The sequence below is a fragment of the Cytophaga sp. FL35 genome, assembly GCF_014349235.1.
GTDB lineage: Bacteria > Bacteroidota > Bacteroidia > Flavobacteriales > Flavobacteriaceae > Euzebyella.
On the sequence record NZ_JACSOH010000005.1, the window covers coordinates 212,318 to 234,057 of the forward strand.

Annotated in this window: 17 protein-coding genes; 7 read left to right on the forward strand and 10 right to left on the reverse strand. The window is 38.8% G+C overall.

The window, feature by feature from the left end; genetic code table 11:
• Positions 1-36: 36 nt before the first annotated feature.
• From BIZ36_RS05875 to BIZ36_RS05895, 5 genes are all read right to left on the reverse strand, one after another.
• On the reverse strand, positions 37-249 hold the full coding sequence (locus BIZ36_RS05875) for a DUF4266 domain-containing protein (RefSeq protein ID WP_187456936.1): 213 nt from the start codon (positions 247-249) through the stop codon (positions 37-39).
• Entirely contained in the window at positions 237-1,226 is a 990-nt protein-coding gene (locus tag BIZ36_RS05880; protein WP_286174617.1) for an FAD:protein FMN transferase, read from the reverse strand. Before BIZ36_RS05880 ends, BIZ36_RS05875 begins: the two co-directional genes overlap by 13 nt.
• A 145-nt stretch (positions 1,227-1,371) precedes the next feature.
• Positions 1,372-1,713 (reverse strand): hypothetical protein, encoded by a 342-nt coding sequence (locus tag BIZ36_RS05885; RefSeq protein WP_187456937.1) that lies wholly within the window; start codon positions 1,711-1,713, stop codon positions 1,372-1,374.
• Positions 1,714-2,049: 336 nt separating this feature from the next.
• A complete protein-coding gene (locus BIZ36_RS05890; RefSeq protein WP_187456938.1) occupies positions 2,050-3,366 on the reverse strand; it encodes a sigma-54-dependent transcriptional regulator in 1,317 nt (438 codons plus the stop codon).
• The gene (locus BIZ36_RS05895; RefSeq protein WP_187456939.1) at positions 3,360-4,457 is read right to left on the reverse strand and encodes a sensor histidine kinase; all 1,098 of its coding nucleotides are present in this window, start codon (positions 4,455-4,457) and stop codon (positions 3,360-3,362) included. Before BIZ36_RS05895 ends, BIZ36_RS05890 begins: the two co-directional genes overlap by 7 nt.
• A 202-nt stretch (positions 4,458-4,659) precedes the next feature.
• On the opposite strand from BIZ36_RS05895, the gene BIZ36_RS05900 reads away from it, so the two are divergent.
• The 6 genes from BIZ36_RS05900 to BIZ36_RS05925 are packed head-to-tail and all read left to right on the forward strand — an operon-like array spanning position 4,660 to position 10,949.
• Positions 4,660-5,976, forward strand: a complete 1,317-nt coding sequence (locus tag BIZ36_RS05900) for a TolC family protein (protein WP_187456940.1) — start codon at positions 4,660-4,662, stop codon at positions 5,974-5,976.
• Positions 5,977-5,980: 4 nt separating this feature from the next.
• Positions 5,981-7,207, forward strand: a complete 1,227-nt coding sequence (locus tag BIZ36_RS05905; protein ID WP_187456941.1) for an efflux RND transporter periplasmic adaptor subunit — start codon at positions 5,981-5,983, stop codon at positions 7,205-7,207.
• A 5-nt stretch (positions 7,208-7,212) separates the two neighbouring features.
• The gene (locus BIZ36_RS05910) at positions 7,213-7,956 is read left to right on the forward strand and encodes an ABC transporter ATP-binding protein (protein ID WP_187456942.1); all 744 of its coding nucleotides are present in this window, start codon (positions 7,213-7,215) and stop codon (positions 7,954-7,956) included.
• 2 nt (positions 7,957-7,958) lie between these two features.
• Complete coding sequence (locus BIZ36_RS05915; protein WP_187456943.1) at positions 7,959-9,179, forward strand: ABC transporter permease; 1,221 nt, start codon at positions 7,959-7,961, stop codon at positions 9,177-9,179.
• A 9-nt stretch (positions 9,180-9,188) separates the two neighbouring features.
• Positions 9,189-10,211 carry a sensor histidine kinase gene (locus BIZ36_RS05920; protein ID WP_187456944.1) on the forward strand — a complete coding sequence of 341 codons (1,023 nt, stop codon included), beginning with the start codon at positions 9,189-9,191 and terminating at the stop codon, positions 10,209-10,211.
• On the forward strand, positions 10,212-10,949 hold the full coding sequence (locus BIZ36_RS05925; RefSeq protein WP_187456945.1) for a LytR/AlgR family response regulator transcription factor: 738 nt from the start codon (positions 10,212-10,214) through the stop codon (positions 10,947-10,949).
• Between the two features lie 3 nt (positions 10,950-10,952).
• Here BIZ36_RS05925 and BIZ36_RS05930 read toward each other — a convergent pair whose 3' ends face one another.
• Positions 10,953-12,053: an adenylate/guanylate cyclase domain-containing protein gene (locus BIZ36_RS05930; RefSeq protein ID WP_187456946.1), complete on the reverse strand. Its 1,101-nt coding sequence runs from the start codon at positions 12,051-12,053 to the stop codon at positions 10,953-10,955.
• 110 nt (positions 12,054-12,163) lie between these two features.
• Between BIZ36_RS05930 and BIZ36_RS05935 the strand changes: the two genes are divergently transcribed.
• Positions 12,164-13,060 carry a metallophosphoesterase family protein gene (locus BIZ36_RS05935; RefSeq protein WP_187456947.1) on the forward strand — a complete coding sequence of 299 codons (897 nt, stop codon included), beginning with the start codon at positions 12,164-12,166 and terminating at the stop codon, positions 13,058-13,060.
• A 121-nt stretch (positions 13,061-13,181) separates the two neighbouring features.
• Here BIZ36_RS05935 and BIZ36_RS05940 read toward each other — a convergent pair whose 3' ends face one another.
• The 4 genes from BIZ36_RS05940 to BIZ36_RS05955 form a co-directional block, all read right to left on the reverse strand.
• Entirely contained in the window at positions 13,182-14,888 is a 1,707-nt protein-coding gene (locus tag BIZ36_RS05940; protein WP_187456948.1) for a RagB/SusD family nutrient uptake outer membrane protein, read from the reverse strand.
• A 16-nt stretch (positions 14,889-14,904) separates the two neighbouring features.
• Entirely contained in the window at positions 14,905-18,156 is a 3,252-nt protein-coding gene (locus tag BIZ36_RS05945; protein ID WP_187456949.1) for a SusC/RagA family TonB-linked outer membrane protein, read from the reverse strand.
• A 407-nt stretch (positions 18,157-18,563) separates the two neighbouring features.
• Entirely contained in the window at positions 18,564-20,045 is a 1,482-nt protein-coding gene (locus tag BIZ36_RS05950) for a sulfatase-like hydrolase/transferase (RefSeq protein WP_187456950.1), read from the reverse strand.
• A 40-nt stretch (positions 20,046-20,085) separates the two neighbouring features.
• Positions 20,086-21,738: a sulfatase gene (locus tag BIZ36_RS05955; RefSeq protein ID WP_187456951.1), complete on the reverse strand. Its 1,653-nt coding sequence runs from the start codon at positions 21,736-21,738 to the stop codon at positions 20,086-20,088.
• Positions 21,739-21,740 lie beyond the last annotated feature (2 nt).

Genomic DNA, 21,740 nt, shown 5'->3' on the forward strand with positions numbered 1-21,740 from the left:
AAACTAGGCCATTCTTCAGTATAATTGAAAATGTTCTTAATTGCATCCGCATCCGCCCCCAGTTTTACCACCATTCGCTCCTACGGATCCCTCTCTGTAGGAATGCATCACGTTCAGGTTTCGGTCTACCTTTTTATCGGTGAGCACCATATCCGGGTCGTTTAAATTGACCTTTTGATATTCTTTTACCGTTAGACAGCTTGTGCACATAAGCCCAACGAAAGCGGCAAGAATAATTAATTTTCCCATGTTCTATCTATTTCAATGTTTTTGGAAGTAAAGATGCTTCCCTGATCATCAATAATGATGGCCTTTACTTTGGGTATTTGTTGAATTAAGTTGAGCCCTGTTTCCTTGCCCATTACAAATACTGCCGTCGCCAAGGCATCTGCAAGTTCTGCCTGTGGGGCAAAAATGGTAACACTGGCCAATCCACTGGCGGGCCAGCCGCTACGTGGGTCAATAATGTGCGAATAGCGCTTGCCGTCCAACATTTTAAATTTTTCATAGTTGCCGCTGGTTACTACAGCTTCCTCTTTTAAATTAAACGATACAAAGACTTGATTCTTGTTCAGCGGGTTGGTCAGGGCTATTTTCCATGGCTTTCCGTTCGCTTGCTGTCCCCATGTATTCATATCGCCAGAGGCATTGATAATCCCCCCGCTAACACCTTGTTTCATCAATAATTTTTTGGCCATGTCTGCGGCATAGCCTTTACCTATGGCGCCAAACCCTATTTTCATTCCGTTCTCCTTTAAAAAAACGGTATGCTTTTCTTTATCTAATTTTACCTTTTTAAAACCTACCTTAGAGACAGACGCTCTTATGTCTTCAGCCGAGGGTAGGGCTGGATCGGGATTGTTAAAATCCCAAATTCTATCCATGGAGGCATAAGTAATGTCAAAAGCACCGTCGGTCACCTGGGAAATATCCAAGCTTCTTTTGATGAGTTGCCATAGTTCCGGATGAACGGAAACAGCTCTCTTTCCTGCATTTTTATTAATAAGTGATGTTTGCGATTGGGAATCCCAGGAAGAAATAAGTGTTTCAATCCGCTCAATTTCTGCAATGGCAAAATCGATGTACTTAGCGCCTTGTACGGAATCGTTTGCTACCACTGTAATATCAAATCTGCTCCCCATCAATTTTAGGGTGCGCTGATAGTTCTGTTGGGAATAGCCAAGTGTGGTAATTAAGAAGAGAAAGTAGAGACAGCGCTTTTTCAAAGGTTCAATTCTGAGGTTTTGTTTAAAGGTAACAAATGTTGAACCCAAAATTCATTTTGAAATTATTTCTGTAAGGCAAAATAACAGCATAAAAAAGCCGGCCATTATTAAATGACCGGCTTCATTTACTTATAAGGTCTAAGAATTATTGAACCCTTAATTCACCGGAAGCCAAAGCTTCTTTATAGTTAGCGGCAATTACCGGGTGGCTACCGAAGAAACGGTGACCATTGGTACGCTTGATTTTGATTTCTTGGGTACCATCTTTCTTTTCTTTGATTGATGTTACTACCACCTCTTCGCCTTTAAGTGTCTTATAATCGGCGATGCCACCTCTTTTAATAATGAAATTTGCTCTGGGCACCTCAATGTGCTTGTATGTTCTTGCTTCGGGATTTCCTATTTCAAGAACGTCCCCAACTTTTACATCTTCTTGCGCGTTTAAAAATACACCTGAAAGTAAAAATGCTGCTACGTATTTGATCATGTTCTAAAAATTTTAAGGTTATCAATTTGTTTTTAGAACTGCCTTTTAGGTATAAGGAACCGGGGCCGTTTTCGAAATTTATTTTTATCCGAATATGTCCCTCTATATACAAGGACATATTTGAAAAAACCACTTTCATCAATGTTATCCAGAACCATACTACCCAATTGGGCAATTCTGTACCACATTGGGCAAACCGTGTGCCTGTTAAATGAAAATTTTAGATTTATTTTATAAATATTTGTCTATTAGGTAGTTGTGGGTATGAAATATTTTGCAACCAATATTTAATATGGGGATATTTTACCCAAACGGGTGCTTTTTACTCGGTTATGGTCATTCCAATTTACTTCGCAAGGTCTTGCGATCGATCTGAAGTATTTCTGCTGCCTTTGTTTTATTTCCTTGACAGTGTTCAAGAACTCGCTCAATGTACTTTTTTTCCATTTTTTTAAGAGGAACAAAGGTGTCATTTTCAAATTCGATTTGAAATTTGAGGCGATCAGGTAAATCTTGTATTTCAACCATGCCATCGGACATAATTATGGCACGCTGAATGACATTTTCAAGTTCGCGCACGTTCCCTGGCCAGTCATATCGCTGTAATACTTCGTATGCTTCTGCAGAAATTCTTAAGGGTCTATCTTTGTATTCTAAGCCATACTTTTGAAGAAAACTGTCCGTAAGCAAAAGTATATCCTCTTTTCTTTCCCTAAGCGGTGGTACTTTTATTTCCACAACGGTTAGGCGGTAGTAGAGGTCTTCCCTGAATGTTTTTTTGTTGATGTCATCCCTTAAATTGGCATTAGTGGCGGCGATGATTCGAATATCCACTTTTTCGACCTTTCTTGAACCCACCTTTACAATTTCTTTTTCCTGCAAAGCCCTGAGTAATTTGGTTTGGACGGCTAAAGAAGCGGTGCCAATTTCATCCAAAAATAAAGTGCCCCCATTGGCAGCCTGAAAAAATCCATTTCTGTTTTCATTGGCCCCCGTAAACGCTCCTTTTACATAACCAAAGAGTTCCGATTCCTGTAAGTTCTCAGGAATTGCGCCACAATTGACCGCTATAAAGGGTGTGCGTGCGTACTTACCGGAATAATGTATAGCACGAGCCACCAGTTCTTTTCCCGTTCCGCTTTCGCCCTGAATTAATACGGTAGCCTTATTGTTCTTTACACGGTCTATTAACTCAATAACCTCCAGAAATTTTTCTGAGCTACCGATCATCCCCCCATATTCCTCTTTTTGGGGAGCAGGTCTTTTCTTTTTCTTTTTTTCCGCTCCGTGAATAAAGGCTTTCTCAACACTTTCTTTGAGTTCCTGTTTGGTGAAGGGTTTGGTGAGGTAGTCCATGGCCCCGGATTTGATGCCCTCCAAAGTTCCGGAAACAGAGGGGTAGCCAGTAACGACCAATTTGGGCATTTCCGGATAATGTTCGTTGGTAAACTTCAAAAGTTGTAGACCGTCAACCTCGGGCATTTGAATGTCCGTAATGAGCAAATCAATGTAGGTATCCTTTAAGATTCGCACTGCCTCTTTTACAGAAACCGCTTTGTAGGTATGATAGTTCATTGATTGCAAATGCCTCTGCAATAGTTCTAGAATGCCAATATCATCATCCACCAACAATATATTCTCTTTTCTTAGCATGCTTGGGAATTTGGAAAATCTACCTTAAAAATAGTTCCTTTTGGTTTATTGGGCTCGTGACTTATAGTGCCTTGATGGCTACTAATGATGCCGTGTACTACACTAAGCCCTAATCCAGAGCCCTCGCCCATGGGTTTGGTAGTAAAAAAGGGCTCAAAGACTTTATCCTCATTTTTTTCTTCAATACCATCACCTTGGTCTGCAATTTTAATCTGAATTCCTTTAGGGGATTTCTTTATATCTACTAGGATCATCCCTTCCATTGGGGAGTAATAAATGGCATTCATGATAAGATTAAAAAGCACTTGGGTAAGTTGTACGGTGTCTGCCTTCATTTTGATACTGTCATGGCTGAACTGTTTTTTGAGTTTGATATGTTTACTTCTAAAAGAAGGTTGGAGCAGTTTAAGCGCATTTTCTGCAAGGGGAATCAAATCGATTTCCACCATTTCCTGTGGCATTTCACAGGCGAAAAACATCAGTTTTTTAACTATTTCCCTGCTAAAAATGGCGTTCTCCATTATTTTTTCAATGTCCCTTAGGGCATCATTATCCTTGATAGCCTCTTTAAGCAACTCGGCAAAGCCTAGAATGTTGGCCAGGGGTGTGTTGAGTTCGTGGGCAATACCAGCGGTAATTTCACCAAGAATATGCAAACGATCCGCCCGTTCCATTTGTCTTTTTATGGCCGCTTCTCTATCTCTTACCAGTTTTCGTTCAAACAAATGGCCAATGGTCAAACTAATATTATCCAACAAGTCTTGTTCTTCTTTTAGGAAATCGGATAGTTGGTATTTATCTTCAGGATATGCTACTTTTATGTACCCACTTTTTTCATTGAAAACCTTGATATTGGTGTATAGGCAAACTTGACTAGGTTTATAATCTTTAGTTTGCACTCGAAAATTGTCATAGGCTAAAATAACTTCCGTATCATTTACAAATTGCCATCCTCTTTTAAGGCAAAGTACAATTTCATCAAGGGATGATTTTAAATCATCATAATCTGCATTTACTATAATGGAAGTGACTTCATAGAGACAGGTAAGTTCTTTTACACGTTCTTTTAGACGTGCTTCGGTAGAGGTCATGGAGTATAGGTTTAAGTCGTAGTTAGCCTAAAAATACAATATATAAGCAATATTCCCCAAAGGGAGGCAACATTGGGTTTTTAGAAATTATTCGTCTATGTACAAACCATTTTGGTAGAGTCAATTCTCCAAATCGTCTATTCTCTTTTAATAGAAATGACTAGTTACGCAGTTTTGTTATAAGATTAAAATTAGTCATAGAATGAAACTACCTATTTTCATCATATTTTTTGTTTTTGTCTCAGGTATCAGAGGTCAAGAAATAAACCAAAAGAAAACTTGGAGCTTGCAAGACTGTATAGATTACGCATTAGCTCATAATATAACCGTACATCAAGCCACTCTAGAGAAGAAAAGTACGCAACGAAACCTAAAAGCCTCCAAATTTTCCAGATTGCCCAATCTATATGCTAGCGGGTCACAAAATTTCACGAATGGTAATTCAATTGACCCCATTACCAGTGATTTTGTATCGCAACAAATTAATTCTACCAGTTTGGGCTTGAATACACAGGTTACTTTATTCCAGGGCAATCAGGTTACCAATCAAATCAAACAAAACCAGCTTTTGGTAGAACAATATTCATATTACGAAGAACAAGCCAAGAACAATATAATTTTAAGTATTACAGACAGTTATGTGCAACTCTTATATACCAAGGAAAATATAAGTATTGCGGCAAACAACCTTGAGGTTTCTATTAAGGAAGAGGAACGGGCCAAAGCCAGACTTGAAGCGGGATCAATTGCTCTAAAAGATTATACGGATGCCCAATCTAATACAGCAACATTACAATACAATCTTATTTCTGTCAAGAATGATTATGAACTTCAATTATTAACACTTAAGCAACTATTGGAATTACCTACAACTTATGATTTCAAAATTACCGATATCGCAAAAGCTGAAGAGCAAATTATTCCAAAGTTGGAGGTAGTATATGAAAACGCGCTAGATAAATTACCGGAGATACATGCAGGAAAACTCAATATTTCGGTATCTGAAAAGGAACTTGATATTGTAAGAGGTGGGTATTTACCTACCCTTTCCCTAACCGGAAGTTTAGGTTCTGGGTACACCTCTACCCAAGAATACAATTTTTCAGATCAATTTGATCTCAACTTTAATCAACGGGTGGGGCTATCCCTAAATGTCCCAATTTTCAACAGAAATCAGACCAAAACTGCCGTGGAGAAGGCTAAAATAGACATAGATATAGCCAAATTGCAGCTAGCACAAGATAAAAAGGATTTATATCAAAAAATAGAAACGGCTTGGCAAAATGCCGTAGCGGCACAAAGTCAGATGGCGGCGGCAAAAGTAGCAAAATCCGCGGCTGAGGAATCATTTCGGTTGGCACGAAAACAATATGAATTGGGTGCTTTGAGCACCACCGATTTCATTGTTAGTCAAAATACATACACAATTGCGGAACAAACTTTTGCACAGACAAAATATTTAAGTCTGTTATATCATCAACTATTACAATTTTATCAAGGAAATGAAATTAATCTTTAGTCAAATGAAGTATAAAAAAAATATAATTATTGGCGTAGTATGCTTTGCGATTTTAGCGTTTTTATCCTACAGTTTTTTTAAAGGAGGAAATGAAGCTGTTGTAGAAGTACAAACTGTTGCCGTGAAAAAGGGGGGTGTTACCACTTCGGTGACTGCAACCGGGACCATAGAACCTATTAATCAGGTTGAAGTGGGCACCCAAGTTTCTGGGGTTATCGAAAAAATCTATGTTGACTACAATAGTGTAGTGACGGAAGGCCAGCTAATTGCAGAATTGGATAAAACCAATCTCAAAGCCGCATTAAGTCAAACACAAGCCTCGTATGACAATGCTATCAACCAAAGAAATTATATGCAAAACATATACGAGCGCCAAAAGACTTTGTATGACAACCAAGTCATCAGTAAATCTGACTATGAGGATGCCTTATACAACTATGAAACGGCCAAGAGTACTGTAACGCAGCGCTTGTCAGATCTAGAACAGGCAAGGACCAATTTAGGTTATGCCAACATTTATTCACCCATAAACGGGGTGGTGCTCTCCAGGGATATTGACGAGGGGCAAACAGTGGCTGCCAGTTATAGTACCCCTACATTGTTTACCATAGCACAAGATTTGAGAGAGATGCAGGTAGAGGCGGATGTTGACGAGGCGGATATAGGAGGGGTCAAAGAAGGCCAGAGGGTAAGCTTTACTGTAGATGCCTATTTGGGGGAAACTTTTGAAGGTGTTGTAACCCAGGTTCGGTTGGATTATACAGAATCCAGTAATGTAATTACGTACACGGTCGTTATCAAGGCCGATAATCCGGACCTGAAACTTAAACCAGGCTTAACAGCTACCGTTTCTATCTATACTCTAGAGTTAAAGGATGTTCTTACAATAGAAGCCAAAGCCCTTAATTTTAAACCTACACCACCCCAGTTAATGGCATACGGCAAGCAACAGGGTTTGGAGTTTGACCCGGCAAAAAATAGTAAAGCACCTATGCCCATCCAAGATGGAAGTAGGGTTTGGATTTATACGAAAGATGGCAGAATTATCCCTAAATCACTACAATTAGGGGCTAGTGATGGTGTTAATGTACAAATATTGGAAGGAATTAGTGAAGGTGAACAATTGGTGTATAATCTCAAATCTGAAAGTACGGAAGAAGGTGCTAGTAGTGCTGGGGCAGACGGGAGTCCATTTATGCCTAAACCTCCGGGTGCCAATAAGAAAAAGTAAATAAGATGAAGAGAGAAATTATAAACATAGAAAAGTTAACACGAGAGTTTACAATGGGTACGCAGACTGTACATGCCTTAAGAGGAATTTCTTTTGTAATTAACGAAGGGGAATTCGTTACCATTATGGGGTCGAGTGGATCTGGTAAAAGTACTTTATTGAATATTTTGGGGTGTTTAGATAAGCCAACTTCGGGTTCCTATAGCATAGATGGAGTTAGGGTAAAAGATTTAAGTCGTAATCAATTGGCGACTATTAGAAACGAGAAAATAGGTTTTATTTTTCAATCCTATAACCTGTTGGCAAGAACATCGGCTATCGAAAATGTAGAATTGCCACTGCTTTATAATAGTAAAGTAACCAGCGAAGAGCGAAAAGAACGAGCAATCAAAGCTTTAAGAATGGTAGGGCTGGGTGAGCGTTTAAACCATACGCCATCCCAACTTTCTGGAGGTCAACAGCAACGTGTGGCCATTGCTCGCTCTTTGGTCAATGACCCGGTGATGGTACTAGCAGATGAGGCTACTGGTAATTTGGATACGAGAACGTCCTATGAAATCATGTCTTTGTTTCAAGAACTGAACGAAAGGGGTATAACCATTGCTTTTGTGACCCATGAACCGGATATAGCCAACTTTAGTAACCGTACCATAGTTTTACAAGATGGTAATATCAAGAAGGACCATATTAATACAGATATACAATCTGCGGTAAAGGAATTGAATTTACTTCCAGTTGAAGACCAGTAATTATGAGAGTGCTAAATCTAATTAAAATTGCATTTAATGCCATCGTACTAAATAAGGTACGCACCCTATTGACTATGTTAGGTATCATCATTGGTGTGGCATCTGTCATTGCTATGTTGGCTATTGGCGAAGGTTCAAAAGAAAGTATAAGAAGCACCATTTCAAGTATGGGGTCCAATATGATTACCGTAAGACCTGGAGCGGATACCCGTGGGGGTGTTAGGCAAGACGCGAGTGCCATGCAATCTTTGACATTGGAAGATTATAAGGCGGTGAAGAATCAGTCTACTTTATTAAGCTACAGTACACCTTTGGTAAATGGGGGAGGGCAGGTAATAAGCGGATCCAATAACTGGCCTTCCACTATTTATGGAGTAAACCCGGAATATTTGAATATTAAGGTGGTGGGGCTTAGTAGTGGTAGTATGTTTACGGAGGCGGAAGTACAATCTGCGGCAAAGGTGGTGCTTCTTGGCCAAACGGTGGTAGAAAACATCTTTCCCAATGGCGAGGACCCCGTTGGCCAATTGATCCGTTTCAATAGTATTCCGTTTAAAGTAATTGGGGTTTTGGAAGAGAAAGGGGAGAATACTTTTGGGCAAGACCAGGATGATATGGTTATCGCCCCATTTACAACGGTACAAAAACGTATTTTAGCAATCGATTATATCAATCAAATAATGGCTTCGGCTACCAGTGAGGAAGTGGCACCGGATGCCGTTTTGGAAGTTACCGAAATTCTACGCGAACAGCACAATTTGTTGGATTACGAAGATGATGATTTTCATGTACGTTCTATGGAAGAGTTAATAAGTACTTTTAGTAGTACCAGTGAAATGTTGACTATTTTATTAGTAGCAGTTGCCGGCATCTCTTTGCTGATCGGTGGTATTGGTATAATGAATATCATGTACGTATCCGTAAAAGAACGAACCAAGGAAATTGGATTGCGAATGGCAGTAGGAGGCAAGGGAGCGGATATTTTGCTTCAATTTTTAATTGAAGCTATAATGATCAGCATTACTGGCGGACTTCTTGGGGTACTACTAGGTCTGGGGTCTACTGTCTTTATAGAGAATTATTTACATTGGCCCACGAGTGTCGCAATGTATTCCATAATTGTTTCCTTTGCTGTATGTGCAATTACCGGTATATTTTTTGGTTGGTATCCGGCCAGAAAAGCGGCCGCTTTAGATCCCATAACAGCACTTAGATATGAATAGAATTAGGTAATGGATAACAAAAAGAAAACATTGGTAATTTTTCATCTGTTGGTTTGGGCAATACTTTTCAGTTTACCCTACCTTTTGTCCTCAGGTCAAGACCAATTGGTAATTAGGGTATTGGCCCACTCTTGGGTTCCATTATTGTTTTATGCTATTTTATTCTATTTAAACTATTTGTATTTGATCGATCGTTTTATGTACGATCGCAAAACAATGGTTTATGTGGCCCTAAATATTCTAATTATAATGGTCTTTGTGCTCGTCAGGGGAGATATCAATGACCTTTTTTTTAAGGATGTTTTTAAACCACGTGATGAAAACGCTCCTCCAAGAAAAATGTTTCTTTACATCCAGACCGTCTCTTATCTGTTGCCGGTTGTCTGTGCAATTGCATTGCGTACCTTGGAAAGGTGGAAAAGAACGGAAGCCGAAAGAAAGGAAGCGGCCAATACCAAATTGCAATCGGAGCTTCAACATCTAAGGTACCAATTACAGCCGCATTTCTTTTTTAATTCTTTAAACACTATTTATTCATTGGTCGATAGTTCTCCTGAAAAGGCTAAAACCACCATTCATAGTTTGGGAAAGTTAATGAGGTATCTACTTTATGAGACCAAATCTGAACGTGTGCCTTTGTCAAAGGAAATAGAATTTTTAAGAAAGTATATAGAGCTCATGCAACTACGTCTTTCCGAAAAAACGAAGGTGAGTTCAAATTTTCCACCAACTACCGATAATTTGGAAATTGCTCCGCTTTTGTTTATTTCCTTAATTGAAAATGCATTTAAACATGGGGTTTCCGCTACAGTGGAGAGTGAAATTGATATGGAAATGAGCCTTCAGGAAGGAATCATTTTATTACGTATATCCAACAAAAATTTCCCTAAGAATAGCGCAGATAAAAGTGGATCTGGAATTGGACTTCAAAATCTTGAGAAAAGATTACAATTGCTTTACCCAAATAAGCATACCTTAAAACACTGGACCGATCAGGGCAGGTATCATGTAGAATTAGAAATTGAAACATAAATGGCAACCATATCTTTAAGCTGTATAATTGTAGATGATGAGCCTATGGCAATGAACCTTGTTGAGGGCTACGTGAAGAAAACCCCCTTTTTAGAACTTAAGAAAAAGTGTAGTTCAGCTGTGGAGGCCTTGGATTATGTAAACCATCATAAGGTAGACCTACTTTTCTTGGATATCCAAATGCCCGATTTGACAGGTATGGAGCTATCTAGAATGTTACCAAAGAATAGCAAGGTAATTTTTACCACTGCATTTGATGAGTACGCCTTGGAAGGTTTTAAAGTATCTGCGTTGGATTATTTATTGAAACCTTTTGATTACGCTGAATTTTTATCTGCTGTAAACAAAGCCCTTGATTATTTTGTAAACCGAAAAAAAGATGATTCTCAGCTCATAGAAACAAACGAAAAGGAATTTATTTTTGTAAAGTCGGAATATAAACAAGTGAAAATTAAACTCTCTGAGGTGCTGTATTTTGAGGGTTTAAAAGACTATGTGAAAATATGGCTAAAGGGGTTGGAAAGACCTATTTTAACCTTAATGAGCTTGAAGTCCTTACAGGAAGAACTTCCTAAAAAAGACTTTCTTAGGGTACATCGGTCCTATATTGTGGCCTTAAATAACATTGACGTAGTGGAACGCAGTCAAATTCTCATCAATGATTTACGTATAACAGTTTCAGAACAGTACAAACCTCAATTTTTAGAATACATCCAAAAAAACTCTTTGGGTAGATAATCATCATTGTTCTGTTCTAGAGCTAATTGTAAAAAGTTCTAAAACCTCTTCTTTACCGCGAAGCGGATGCGCTCCAACGGTCTTAAATCTAAATTTAGCCGATGGTTTCATTTGGCTGACCAGATTTTGAGATAAAAGAATATCAGTGTTCAATTGATTACAAAGACCTTGAATTCTTGCCGTGGTGTTCAAAACATCGCCCGTAAAAATGATATCCTTTTTTAGGTCCCCAATTTCGCCCGTAGTTACCCTTCCTATGTGTAAACCTGCTTTAAACGTAGGAACCATGCCGTATTTATTTTGATAATGATTCGCTTGTGCATCCAATTTATCTTTCATGGCAACATAACAATCAATACAGAGGTTCAAACTTTGTTTTTGACTAACGCTCCATGTGAGTACAATTTCATCCCCTACATATTGATATATTTCTCCCGATGAATTGATGATGGCATCAGAAAAATCCTTGTAATAGTCCCTTAGTAATTGAAAATATTGTATGTGGCCCAATTTTTCTGCAATACGGGTAGATGATTTCATATCAGCAAAAAGAAAGACTCGCTCTTCTTCTCTGGGTTTGTGATATTTACCGGTAAAAAAGTTCATAAGTACCCCATGACCAACATTCTCACTTATCTCCGAGTAAAATAAGCTTATAAATAAACTAAACCCAAGGGAAACGGCCGTGCTTGCAAAATCTAGACTTACAAAAAAATTGGACAGCTTTTCAAGCACTCTGGGGTGTAATGGAGATAACTCCAACTCCAAACCGGCAGCAATAGGATATACTATAATCATGACCAAGGTCAAGAATACCCCGTAAAAAACAACTTTCAAGAATATTTTTTTGAAAAACGATTTTTTGGAGAACAATCTACCCAACCAAAGTACTTCTAGCGCTCCAACGGTAAAACCGACGAGGGCTACGGCAATGCTAGCGAAAACAAATACCGAGGGAGTTAGGGTAATGGCGGCATCAGGGTTTAAATTCTGATGTTGTGTGGCCGCTTCTTGTATAAAAAGAATCAACCAGCCAATGACCAACCAGATAATACCATACGGTAGTATGCGTGTGAGGTTTCTTTTAAATTTAGGGCTCGGCATTGAAATTTGGTTGATTGTTCTAAAATAAGATATTTCAAAAAATGATGATTATTAAATGAGCTATTTATAATCTTGTGTAAATTGCCTTTCTCACAAACAAACCATTGTACATGGGAAGAAGAAAATTTATAAAACAGTCGTCCACAATCTGCGTATCCACCTTAATAGTTCCATTGGAGCCATATTTTATGGTTGATAGAAATATTAGAATTGGATTAGCTTCGGATTCCCATTATGCCGATAGGGAAGTGGCCGGTACCCGATTTTATAGGGGAGCATTGGAAAAAATGCAGGAGTTTGTTTCGGTTATGAATAAAGAAAAGGTGGACTTTGTTGTTCATTTGGGAGATTTTAAAGATGAGGACGAATCCAAGGAAGAACAAAAAACCCTTGGGTACCTTCAAAAGATAGAAACCGAATTTGTAAAGTTTGAAGGAGATACCTTTCATTGCATTGGCAACCATGATGTTGATAGCATCACCAAACAACAGTTTATTGCAAATGTGACCAATACTGGAATAGTTTCTGATAAAGGATATTACTCTTTTGATAGAAACGGTTTTCATTTCATAGTCCTGGACGGAAACCACACCCAGGAGGGGAGAGACCATTTTTATAAACTAGGTCAAGATTGGCAAGATACCAACCTAGGAAGGGAGCAACTGGATTGGTTGAAGAAGGATTTGGAAGGTAATACCTTGCCCGTAATGGTGTTTTGTCACCATCCTTTGTACGAGTTCTTTAGAGGTGAACATAAATATCATGTAAACGACTATCTTGAGGCCCAAGAACTTTTTGAGGCCTCCGGAAAGGTGCTAGCAGTTTTTCAGGGACATGTACATGCGGAGGACCATATTAGTAAAAATGGAATTCATTACTTGACCGTATTGGGAATGGTTGATTTTGAAGGCCTTGAAAACAATAGTTTTTCCGTGGTTGAAATAAAAGGAAACAAGCTAAAACTTAAGGGATACAAACGGTCTAGCTCCCATAGGTATGGGGTATAGGTGGAGTTACTAAATCTCTTTTATTTGAAGTTTTGAGTTAAGAAAGGTGGGATTTTCTGAAATTTAATAAAAAAGCCCCGCCATGGCGGGACTAATCAATTTAACTAAAACTAACTACAACTCAATATCCAAAATTTTGTTCTAAAGACGGTGCTTTTTCAATTTCCGATAACGGAATAGGTAGGTAATATTGTCTTTCAAACCAGGGTCTGTTTATTACGGTATATTCTTCTGGCACTACACTACCATCTGTCAATTTGGTCCATTTAAGCCCTTGGACATCAAAACCAAGGTGCTCCGGTAACATCCATCTTCTTTCATCATAAAAGTTATGTCCTTCAAAAGCTAGTTCAACTCTACGTTCCCTTCTAATAGCATCTAATAACTCCGTTCCACTAGCCATTATTATCGGTTGTAAGGCTCTTTTAGAGACCTTGTTTAGATACTCTAGAGCTACGGTTTCATTACCTACATGATAAGAAGCTTCCGCATAATTCAAGTATATTTCTGCCAATCGGTAAAGAATAAAAGGTCGGCCAGGGGATGTTTCTGTTAAACCAACAGACTCATCTTGAAATTTGCGGATGTTATATCCGGTTTTTGAAGAGTGAAGGACATTTCCAAGACCTTCTGGGGAATCTAACCCGTGCGGAAATATATTAACATCCTCTGAAAGAAAATATTCAACTTCCCTACCTCTAAATTCAGCACCGTTAAAATTAAGGTTTGCATAATAACGCATTTCCCTACCAACATTAGGGTTCATAGGATCATAGCTGCCTTCTTGAGTAGAAGTACCATCAGACATGTTGTATTGAAGAACATAATTTAAGGTGGGTGAAGATAATGCCCAACCACCATAGCCACTGGGAGCCTGAGTTTGGTTCCAAAGAGAATTTACGTCTGTACCAAAGTCAAAAAGATCGCTCCCATAAGGTCTAGCCCATAAAATATCTTGATGAACTTCTAAAAACAGGTTTCTATAATCTGCTGCATTTGTTACCTCCAGCAAATCTCTATTGCCTACTAAATCTATAACCGCTTTGGCAGCGTCGGCCGCATCCTCCCATTTAGTTGCGCTTGTATAATCATATAGGGGTCCATTGGGAATGGTTTGTGGATTGTGCAGCTCACTTGCTGCATATAATAATGTTCTAGACTTAACTGCAAGTGCGGCTAGTTTGGTTGCTCTGCCAAACTCCGTATCCGGTCTTGTTTCTGGAAGATCTGCAGCTGCAGCATCTAGTTCGGAAACTATATAATTTACACATTCTTCATAGGTATTTCTAGGAATGTCAAATGTTTCGGCATCAAAACCTACAGTTTCTTTTATCAAAGGTACTGCACCATATAGTCTAGTCAATTTAAAATACAGGTTAGCCCGTAGAAAACGCATTTCGGCCTTAAGAATACGTATTTCGTCCGGAGAATCCTCGGCAGCGGGCGAATCGTCAATTTTGTCAAAAAATAAATTGATTTCTCTAATGTAGCTGTAATATGTAGTCCACTTATTGTTAAAGTCACCTACATTGGCCGGATTCCAGCCCCTTCTTAGTCCTAAGCGGTCTAAATCCCTAAAATTGAATTTGGCTTCAAATGAACCGTTCTCAATATTGTACCTTCTGGACCACCAAATAGTCTTGTTCAATCCCCAGCTTTCTGTACTATTGTAGTTTGTTAGGGCTAAATTGGTAACTTGATCAATATCACTGTACACAAATTCTTCGGTAAAGGAATCTGCCGCGTCTATTTCTAATGATTCTTCACAACTAATGTTCGCTAGGAAGAGCAGTCCTAAAAAAGCGATGTATATATTATTTGTTTTCATTTTTTCTCAATTAATATTAGAAATTAAAGTTTAACCCAATACTATAAGTCTTAATTGGGGTATAGGTGGCATTTCTAAAGTTGTTATACCCCGTAGCCTCCGGGTCTAAACCTAAATCATAGATGTCCGAGAAAAAGGTTGCTAAATTGTATCCTCTTGCGAAGATTCTAATATCCCCAATCTGGGTTATGTTTTTAGGGATAGTGTAGCCCACCTCTAATTCTTTTAGGCGTACAAAGGATGCGTCTTGATACCAAAGATCAGCTCCTTGAAAGACCTCCACGTTACCATTTTGATTACCGTTGATACCATCTCCCTGAGGAAATGCTCTTGGAAAATTCGAATCTCTGTTGGAAGGGGTCCAACGTTGATCGAATACAAACTCTGGTTTGGCCCCCCCTTGGTCAAAGAACACAAGAGTTTCTGCTTGGGCCTGACCTTGAAACAAGAAATTTAAAGCGAAGTTCTTATAGGTGAACCCTCCATACACCCCGTATTGTATTTGAGGTATATTGGAACTTCCAACTCTTTTACGGTCATCGGCATTAATAATGCCATCGTTGTTGGAATCTTGATAAAAGATATCTCCTTCTTGAGAACCGTCCAATTTGGCTTGGGCACCATCAACTTGGGCTTGATCCCTAAAAATCCCATTTGTTGGATAGATAACATAGGAATCAATGGGCATGCCTTCCCTTCTTAAACTTTCTTGAACATTTTCTCCTTCTGCCAGAAAGACTACCTCATTTTTTGCCTGGGAGAAGTTCATGCCTAAATTATAATTGAGGTCATTACCAATTACATCGTTCCATGCCAACTCAAATTCAAAGCCGTAATTTTTTACCTCTCCAAAGTTCTCCGCCGGTAAATTAAATCCTAGGTAATCTGGAATAGCTGCTTGTCGCTGCGCCAATATATCCTCTCTGAGCTGATAAAAATAGTTGACATCTCCCGATAATTTACTGTCAAAAAGGCTGAAGCTCAACCCAATGTTTTGCATATTCGCCGTTTCCCAAGTAACATCTGGATTAGCGGTTGTTGAAGAACTAAAACCATTAACCAGTACTCCAGGGGAACCAATTATAAAATAATCTGGTTGGGCAACATCAAAATTAGGATTACCATTTGTGGTAGATACACCATAATCATAGAGGGTTAACCATTGGTTGGGGGCAATCCTGTCATTTCCCATTTTAGACCAAGAACCTCTAAGTCTTAAAGAGTTGATCCATGAAGCATCTTCTAAAAAGTTTTCTTTATCTATGGCCCATGAAGCCGCAATACTTGGAAAGGTCCCGTATCGCTTACCAGGTCCAAATGCACTTGACCCATCGTGACGTACCGTGAGGTCTATGAAATATTTCTTTTTAAAATCATAGGACAAGGAACCAAAGAAGTCCATTCGGGCAAATTCGCTTCTAATTCCTGAGGACTGCTGTTGCTCTGAACCTCCCGCAAAAAGCTCTGGTCGGTCATTGGAAGGAAAACCCTGGCGCTGTGCAAAAAAGGTCCTGGTATCAGAGTCCAAACGTTCAGTTCCTATAAAAGTGTTTATGGAGTGATTGTCTCCAAATATTTTGGAATAACGAATGGTGGCGTTTACCAAAGTCTCATCATATTTCCAGAAAGATTCCCGTAGAATACGGTTTTGTCCTTGTTGGGAAAAGCCGGTTGAGGGTATATATTCGCCTGTACCATCTTGAAATGTATATACGGTCCATGGCGTGTACCAATCTTTTGCATCATTATTCATTTTGCGAACACCCAAAAAACCGTTGAGGCTCAATCCATCTATTAGCTTGTCTAGATTGATATCTAATGAAAACTTAGACCTTAAGTCTGTATCCTTCCTATTTACGAAACCAGATTCTGTACTGGACATTACAAGTGGATTCTGGCCGTTTTCTCCACCAAAGCCCGGTAATCCATTAGGGTAGACCCCTACTTCAGTTGGTAGGTTTGTAAAAATGTGCTTGTAAATATTTCCATCATCTACACCAGGTCTGTTCCTATCACCAAACCTTCCTAATAGATCAACGCCTAATTTTATATCCTCAGTAATCTTAATATCTAAATTGGAGCGTACCTGTTTCTGATTGAATTTTAACGACCCTGAGCGGTATAACCCTTCTTGACTAAGCAAATCGCCACTTACAAAATATTTGACTGCTTCTGTCCCACCTGATACAGATAAGGTATTTCTGGTTTCTGGAGAGGTTTTTGCGAAGGTCAAAGCGGCCCAGTCAGTATTTGGGAAATTAATAGGGTCGTTTCCGGAAGCGTAGCCGTTTATTTGGTCTTGACTAAAAGGTAAATCGGTTCCAGCGCGTTGGGCAATTTCATTTTCATATATGGCATACTGCTCAGATGTCATCAAGTTCGGTAACTTGGTAAAGGAAGACATGTTATATGAAGAGGTAAAATTGATTTTTGGTTTTCCTTGAGAACCTCTTTTCGTGGTAATCAAAATTACTCCATTTGCCGCTCGAGAACCATAAATGGCAGCGGCCCCATCTTTCAATACTGTTAAGGATGCAATATCCTGAGGAGAAAGATTGGAGAATGAACCAGCTTGGATACCGTCTATTAATATTAATGGTGAGTTGTTATTCAAGGTAGATTTACCTCTAATTAGTATGGTAGTGGCGTCATCGTCTGTATTTCCACCACCGCCATTACCGGCACCAGGAACTCCCCCACGGTCACTAATTATAAGACCTGAGGCTCGCCCAGCTAGAGACTTTGCTAAATCTTTATTGGAAGATTGTTCTATTGCCTTACTATCTATTGTACTCACAGATCCCGTTACTTCGCCCTTATTTCTTGTGGTATAGCCTAGTACTACTACCTCTTCTAGTTTTGATGCATCTTCGGTCATAAGCACGTTTATGGTACGTTTTCCGTTTACAGCTACCTCCTGCGTACCATATCCGATATATGAAAATGTTAAAACCGCATCTTCATTGTCTATCTCTAAACTATAATTTCCATCAAAGTCGGTGGTGGTTCCTTTTGTGGTGCCTTTTATGACTATAGTTACACCGGCCAACGGACCCAATTCATCGCTTACCGTTCCCGAAATGGAAGATTGAGCTATTTGACTGCTATTTAGAACTGTATTTTTTGGTAGTGCAAAAGACTTATGATTTTCAAAAGCGTTAGCACTAGTTGAAATAAGAATAATTGAAGGAATTAATAGTTTGAAAGCGCTCCATTTTTGAAAATGCTGTAAATAGCTTCTAGCATTATTTAATCTGTTTTTTTTCATAATTTACATTTGTTAAGTTAGAGTCTTGTAGTGCAGATTTGCTTTTATCCAAATCTGTAGTATTTATCATGTATGAAGTATTTCACTTCACTTCTTTCCCTCATACATATCATATTATGATTACAAAAGAATCATAAAATTGCACTGCTATTTTTGCGGATTTTATCATTTGGTAACATTATTTTAACCAAAATGGAAAGAGTTAAATCATATCTCAATGATGGCTTGAAATGTTTATAGGTTATGAAGAAATATTGGATTTGACTACTTACTTAATTTTAGATACACCAGTGTATGGAGCATTTACTCGTATATCGATTGGGTTTTGGGACTGAGATTTTTTTAATAATAAAAGCCATGATATAAACTATCATGGCCTTCTTAAAAATTTGGGATAGAAAAGAATCTCAGTTTTTATGGGCTGGTTGCACTAATTTATCTATTTCGAAGGTTTCATTATACATTGGCATGCGATTATTCTCCCATAACTCTTTGTCTTTAAGAGAATAATACCACAAAGGTTGAATGAAGTCTTTGGTCCAATCTTCTGTCGTAGCCACCATTTGTTTTAATTTCTCCGGGTAACGCCCACTGAGGTTTTTCTTTTCCCCAATATCCTCTTTGAGATTGTGTAAACGCCAAGGTTCATTGCCCATTCTAGTTATTTTCCAATCCCCTAATCTACCCCCTACATCACAGTAGCCTTCTCGATAACGAAGCGCGAAAAGCATCTCATTTTCACGTGGATTTGTTCTGTTCAATATATTAGATAAAATATTCTTTCCGTCCAGTTTTTTACCAACAGGAGGCTTGGATTTTGCCAATCCTAAAAAAGTGGGGTAGAGGTCAAGTGATGATACGGGAAAATTAAAGTTTTCATGTTCAGTTATTTTGTTTGGCCAATGAAAGAACATTGGTGTTCGGTAGCCACCCTCCCAAGTATCTCCTTTACTACCCTTTAAAGGATAATTGCTGGCTCCGTGATTGGTATTCCCTCCGTTGTCACTATAAAAAACTATTAGAGTGTTCTCGTATTGACTAGTTTCTTTTAAGGCTTTTACTATCTGACCTATTCCACGGTCTACGGCATATACCATTGCTGCATAGGTCTTTCTGTCTTTATTCTCAATACTAGAGAACTCCTTCAGGTCTGCTGGTTTTGCTTCTAATGGAACATGTGGCGCATTATAGGCTAAATAAATAAAGAAGGGTTGTTTTTTATTAGTTGCTGTTTTGATTTCGTTTACAGCTTCCCTTGAAAACGCGTCCGTTAAATATTCAGATTCATTTACACTATTTCCATTATGTTCTAGCGGAAGCACATAATCTCGTATTTCTTTATTTCCAATAGCCAGTTGCTTACGATATACTTCTTGATATTCGTCAGGAAAATAATCATGACCGCCCCCCAAAAAACCGTAGAAATTATTGAATCCTCTATTGTCGGGATGAAATTTTGGAGCAGCTCCCAAATGCCATTTACCTATGGCGCTGGTGTAATATCCTGCGTCCTGCAATGCTTTAGACACAAAAACCTCCTTTAGGGGAATGCCCATATTGTCTTTATCATCTTGGCTGCTGTTTTGGTATAAATTGTACGGTGTACCTGTTAGGTGTGGATATCTTCCTGTCATTATAGCCGATCGGCTGGGGCCACAAAATGGATGGGCAACATATGCAGATGTGAAAATAGTGCCAGTTTTTGCTAGTTTGTCCATTTCAGGGGTCCGTATGTCTTTTGAACCATTAAAACCAACATCGCCGTATCCTAAGTCATCACACAAGATCATTAAAATGTTTGGCCTGTCATCTTGGGCTTTGCTCCATATGCTACAACCCAATAGGGTAATACACAAAGCAAACTTTGCTTTTTTAGTTAAAATAGTCATATCGTACGTGTTAATTTTATCTGATAGTTGCTTACTATACTTAATTGACAGCTAAGTTACCTTTCCAGCCCTTATTGAACTGACATAAAAGTTCTTCTACCAATTTTGGATTATCTTCTGCAATATTGGTAGTTTCGTGAGGGTCCGTTTGGTGGTCGTACAGTTCATAAAATAAAGGTTCCGCATTCTTATTCTGGAAGTCTTTCCAAACTACAAAGCGATATTTATGCGTTCGCATAGCGTAGCCCATTAGTCGGTTTTCAAATAAATCTCGGTTCCATTTGTCACCTTGTTGAGCCTTTATCTTATCTTCGACATCTTTGATTAATGGACCAAAATAAGTTTCTCTCATACCTTTGGATAAAGGGTTGGCCGCCCATTCTCTAAGTGCTGGATTGGGAAATTGACTAAAAACAGCTTCCTTCCATTCCTTGTTTGGTTCTTGTAATAAGGGGCTGAAACTTTGACCTTCTAAATGTTCAGGTAAATCCAGACCTGCCAATTCGCAAAGAGTTGGGTACAGATCTACAAGTTCGACCAGAGCATTGGATTTTGCTCCTCGAACAGATTGAGGCATATCTGGAGTCGAAATAATCAACGGTATTCGAGTTGCAATTTCATAATTTGTTGCCTTGCCCCAAATTCCCATTTCTCCTAAGTGCCATCCATGATCGCTCCAAAGGATAATAATGGTGTTTTCCCGAACACCTTCTTCTTCCAAAGCTCTTAACATTCTCCCTATTTGCGCATCTACATAACTCACACATGCCAAATAAGCACGCCTAAGTTCTATTGCCAATTCTGTATCAATTGGTCCGTATTTGGGGATATTCGCCCGAGCCCTTAGTTCAAAGGAAGGATGAAGTCCCATGGCCGCTCCATTCTTAGGGGCCTTATCTTCTTCTGTAAGAGGTATTTGTTTATTGTTATATAAATCCCAGTACTTTTTAGGGGCTACCCAATCTAAATGAGGTTTTTTCATACCAAGACCCAAAAAGAATGGTTTTTCCGGATTGTTCTTAAGCATATCCTTTAGAGTAGCGATGGCTTTATCTGTATTATGTCCATCTTCGTAGGTATTGTCCGCCGCATTTGCGAATTCAAATGCGGGACCCTGTCCCAGACCATTTCTCAATGCATTTTTACCGTATTTGGACAACATGGCTTCTCGGTTTTTCTTTCGGGACGACTCATTTTCAGGTAGTTTATATCCAAATTCAACCAAAGGTTTGTCCAATTCGACAGGGGTACGACTCCAGGAAAATTTCCCATCACCAAATTCTTTATTATGGTAAATCTTTCCCGTGTGGACCGTTTCATAGCCATGGGCCCTAAAATGTTGAGGAAGGGTAACGATTTCAGGGTTTGAGTCCCGAAAATAGGTGAAGTTTTCAATGACATTAATGGTCTCTGGGCGAGCTCCTGTCATTAAACTGGCTCTGGACGGGCTACAAATTGCTTCTTGGCAATAAGCATTATTAAATAAAAGTCCTTCCGATGCTAAGGCATCAATATTTGGAGTTATTGCCACCTCGGAACCATATGCTCCTATTTCTGGTCTTAAATCGTCTATTGCAATGAAAAGAACATTGGGCCTTGTAATTCCAACTTTAAAATCCGTTTGAGAATTACAAGTAATAATTAACAACAACGTAATGAACAATAAAACCTTTTTCAAAATTAATTTTATCATCA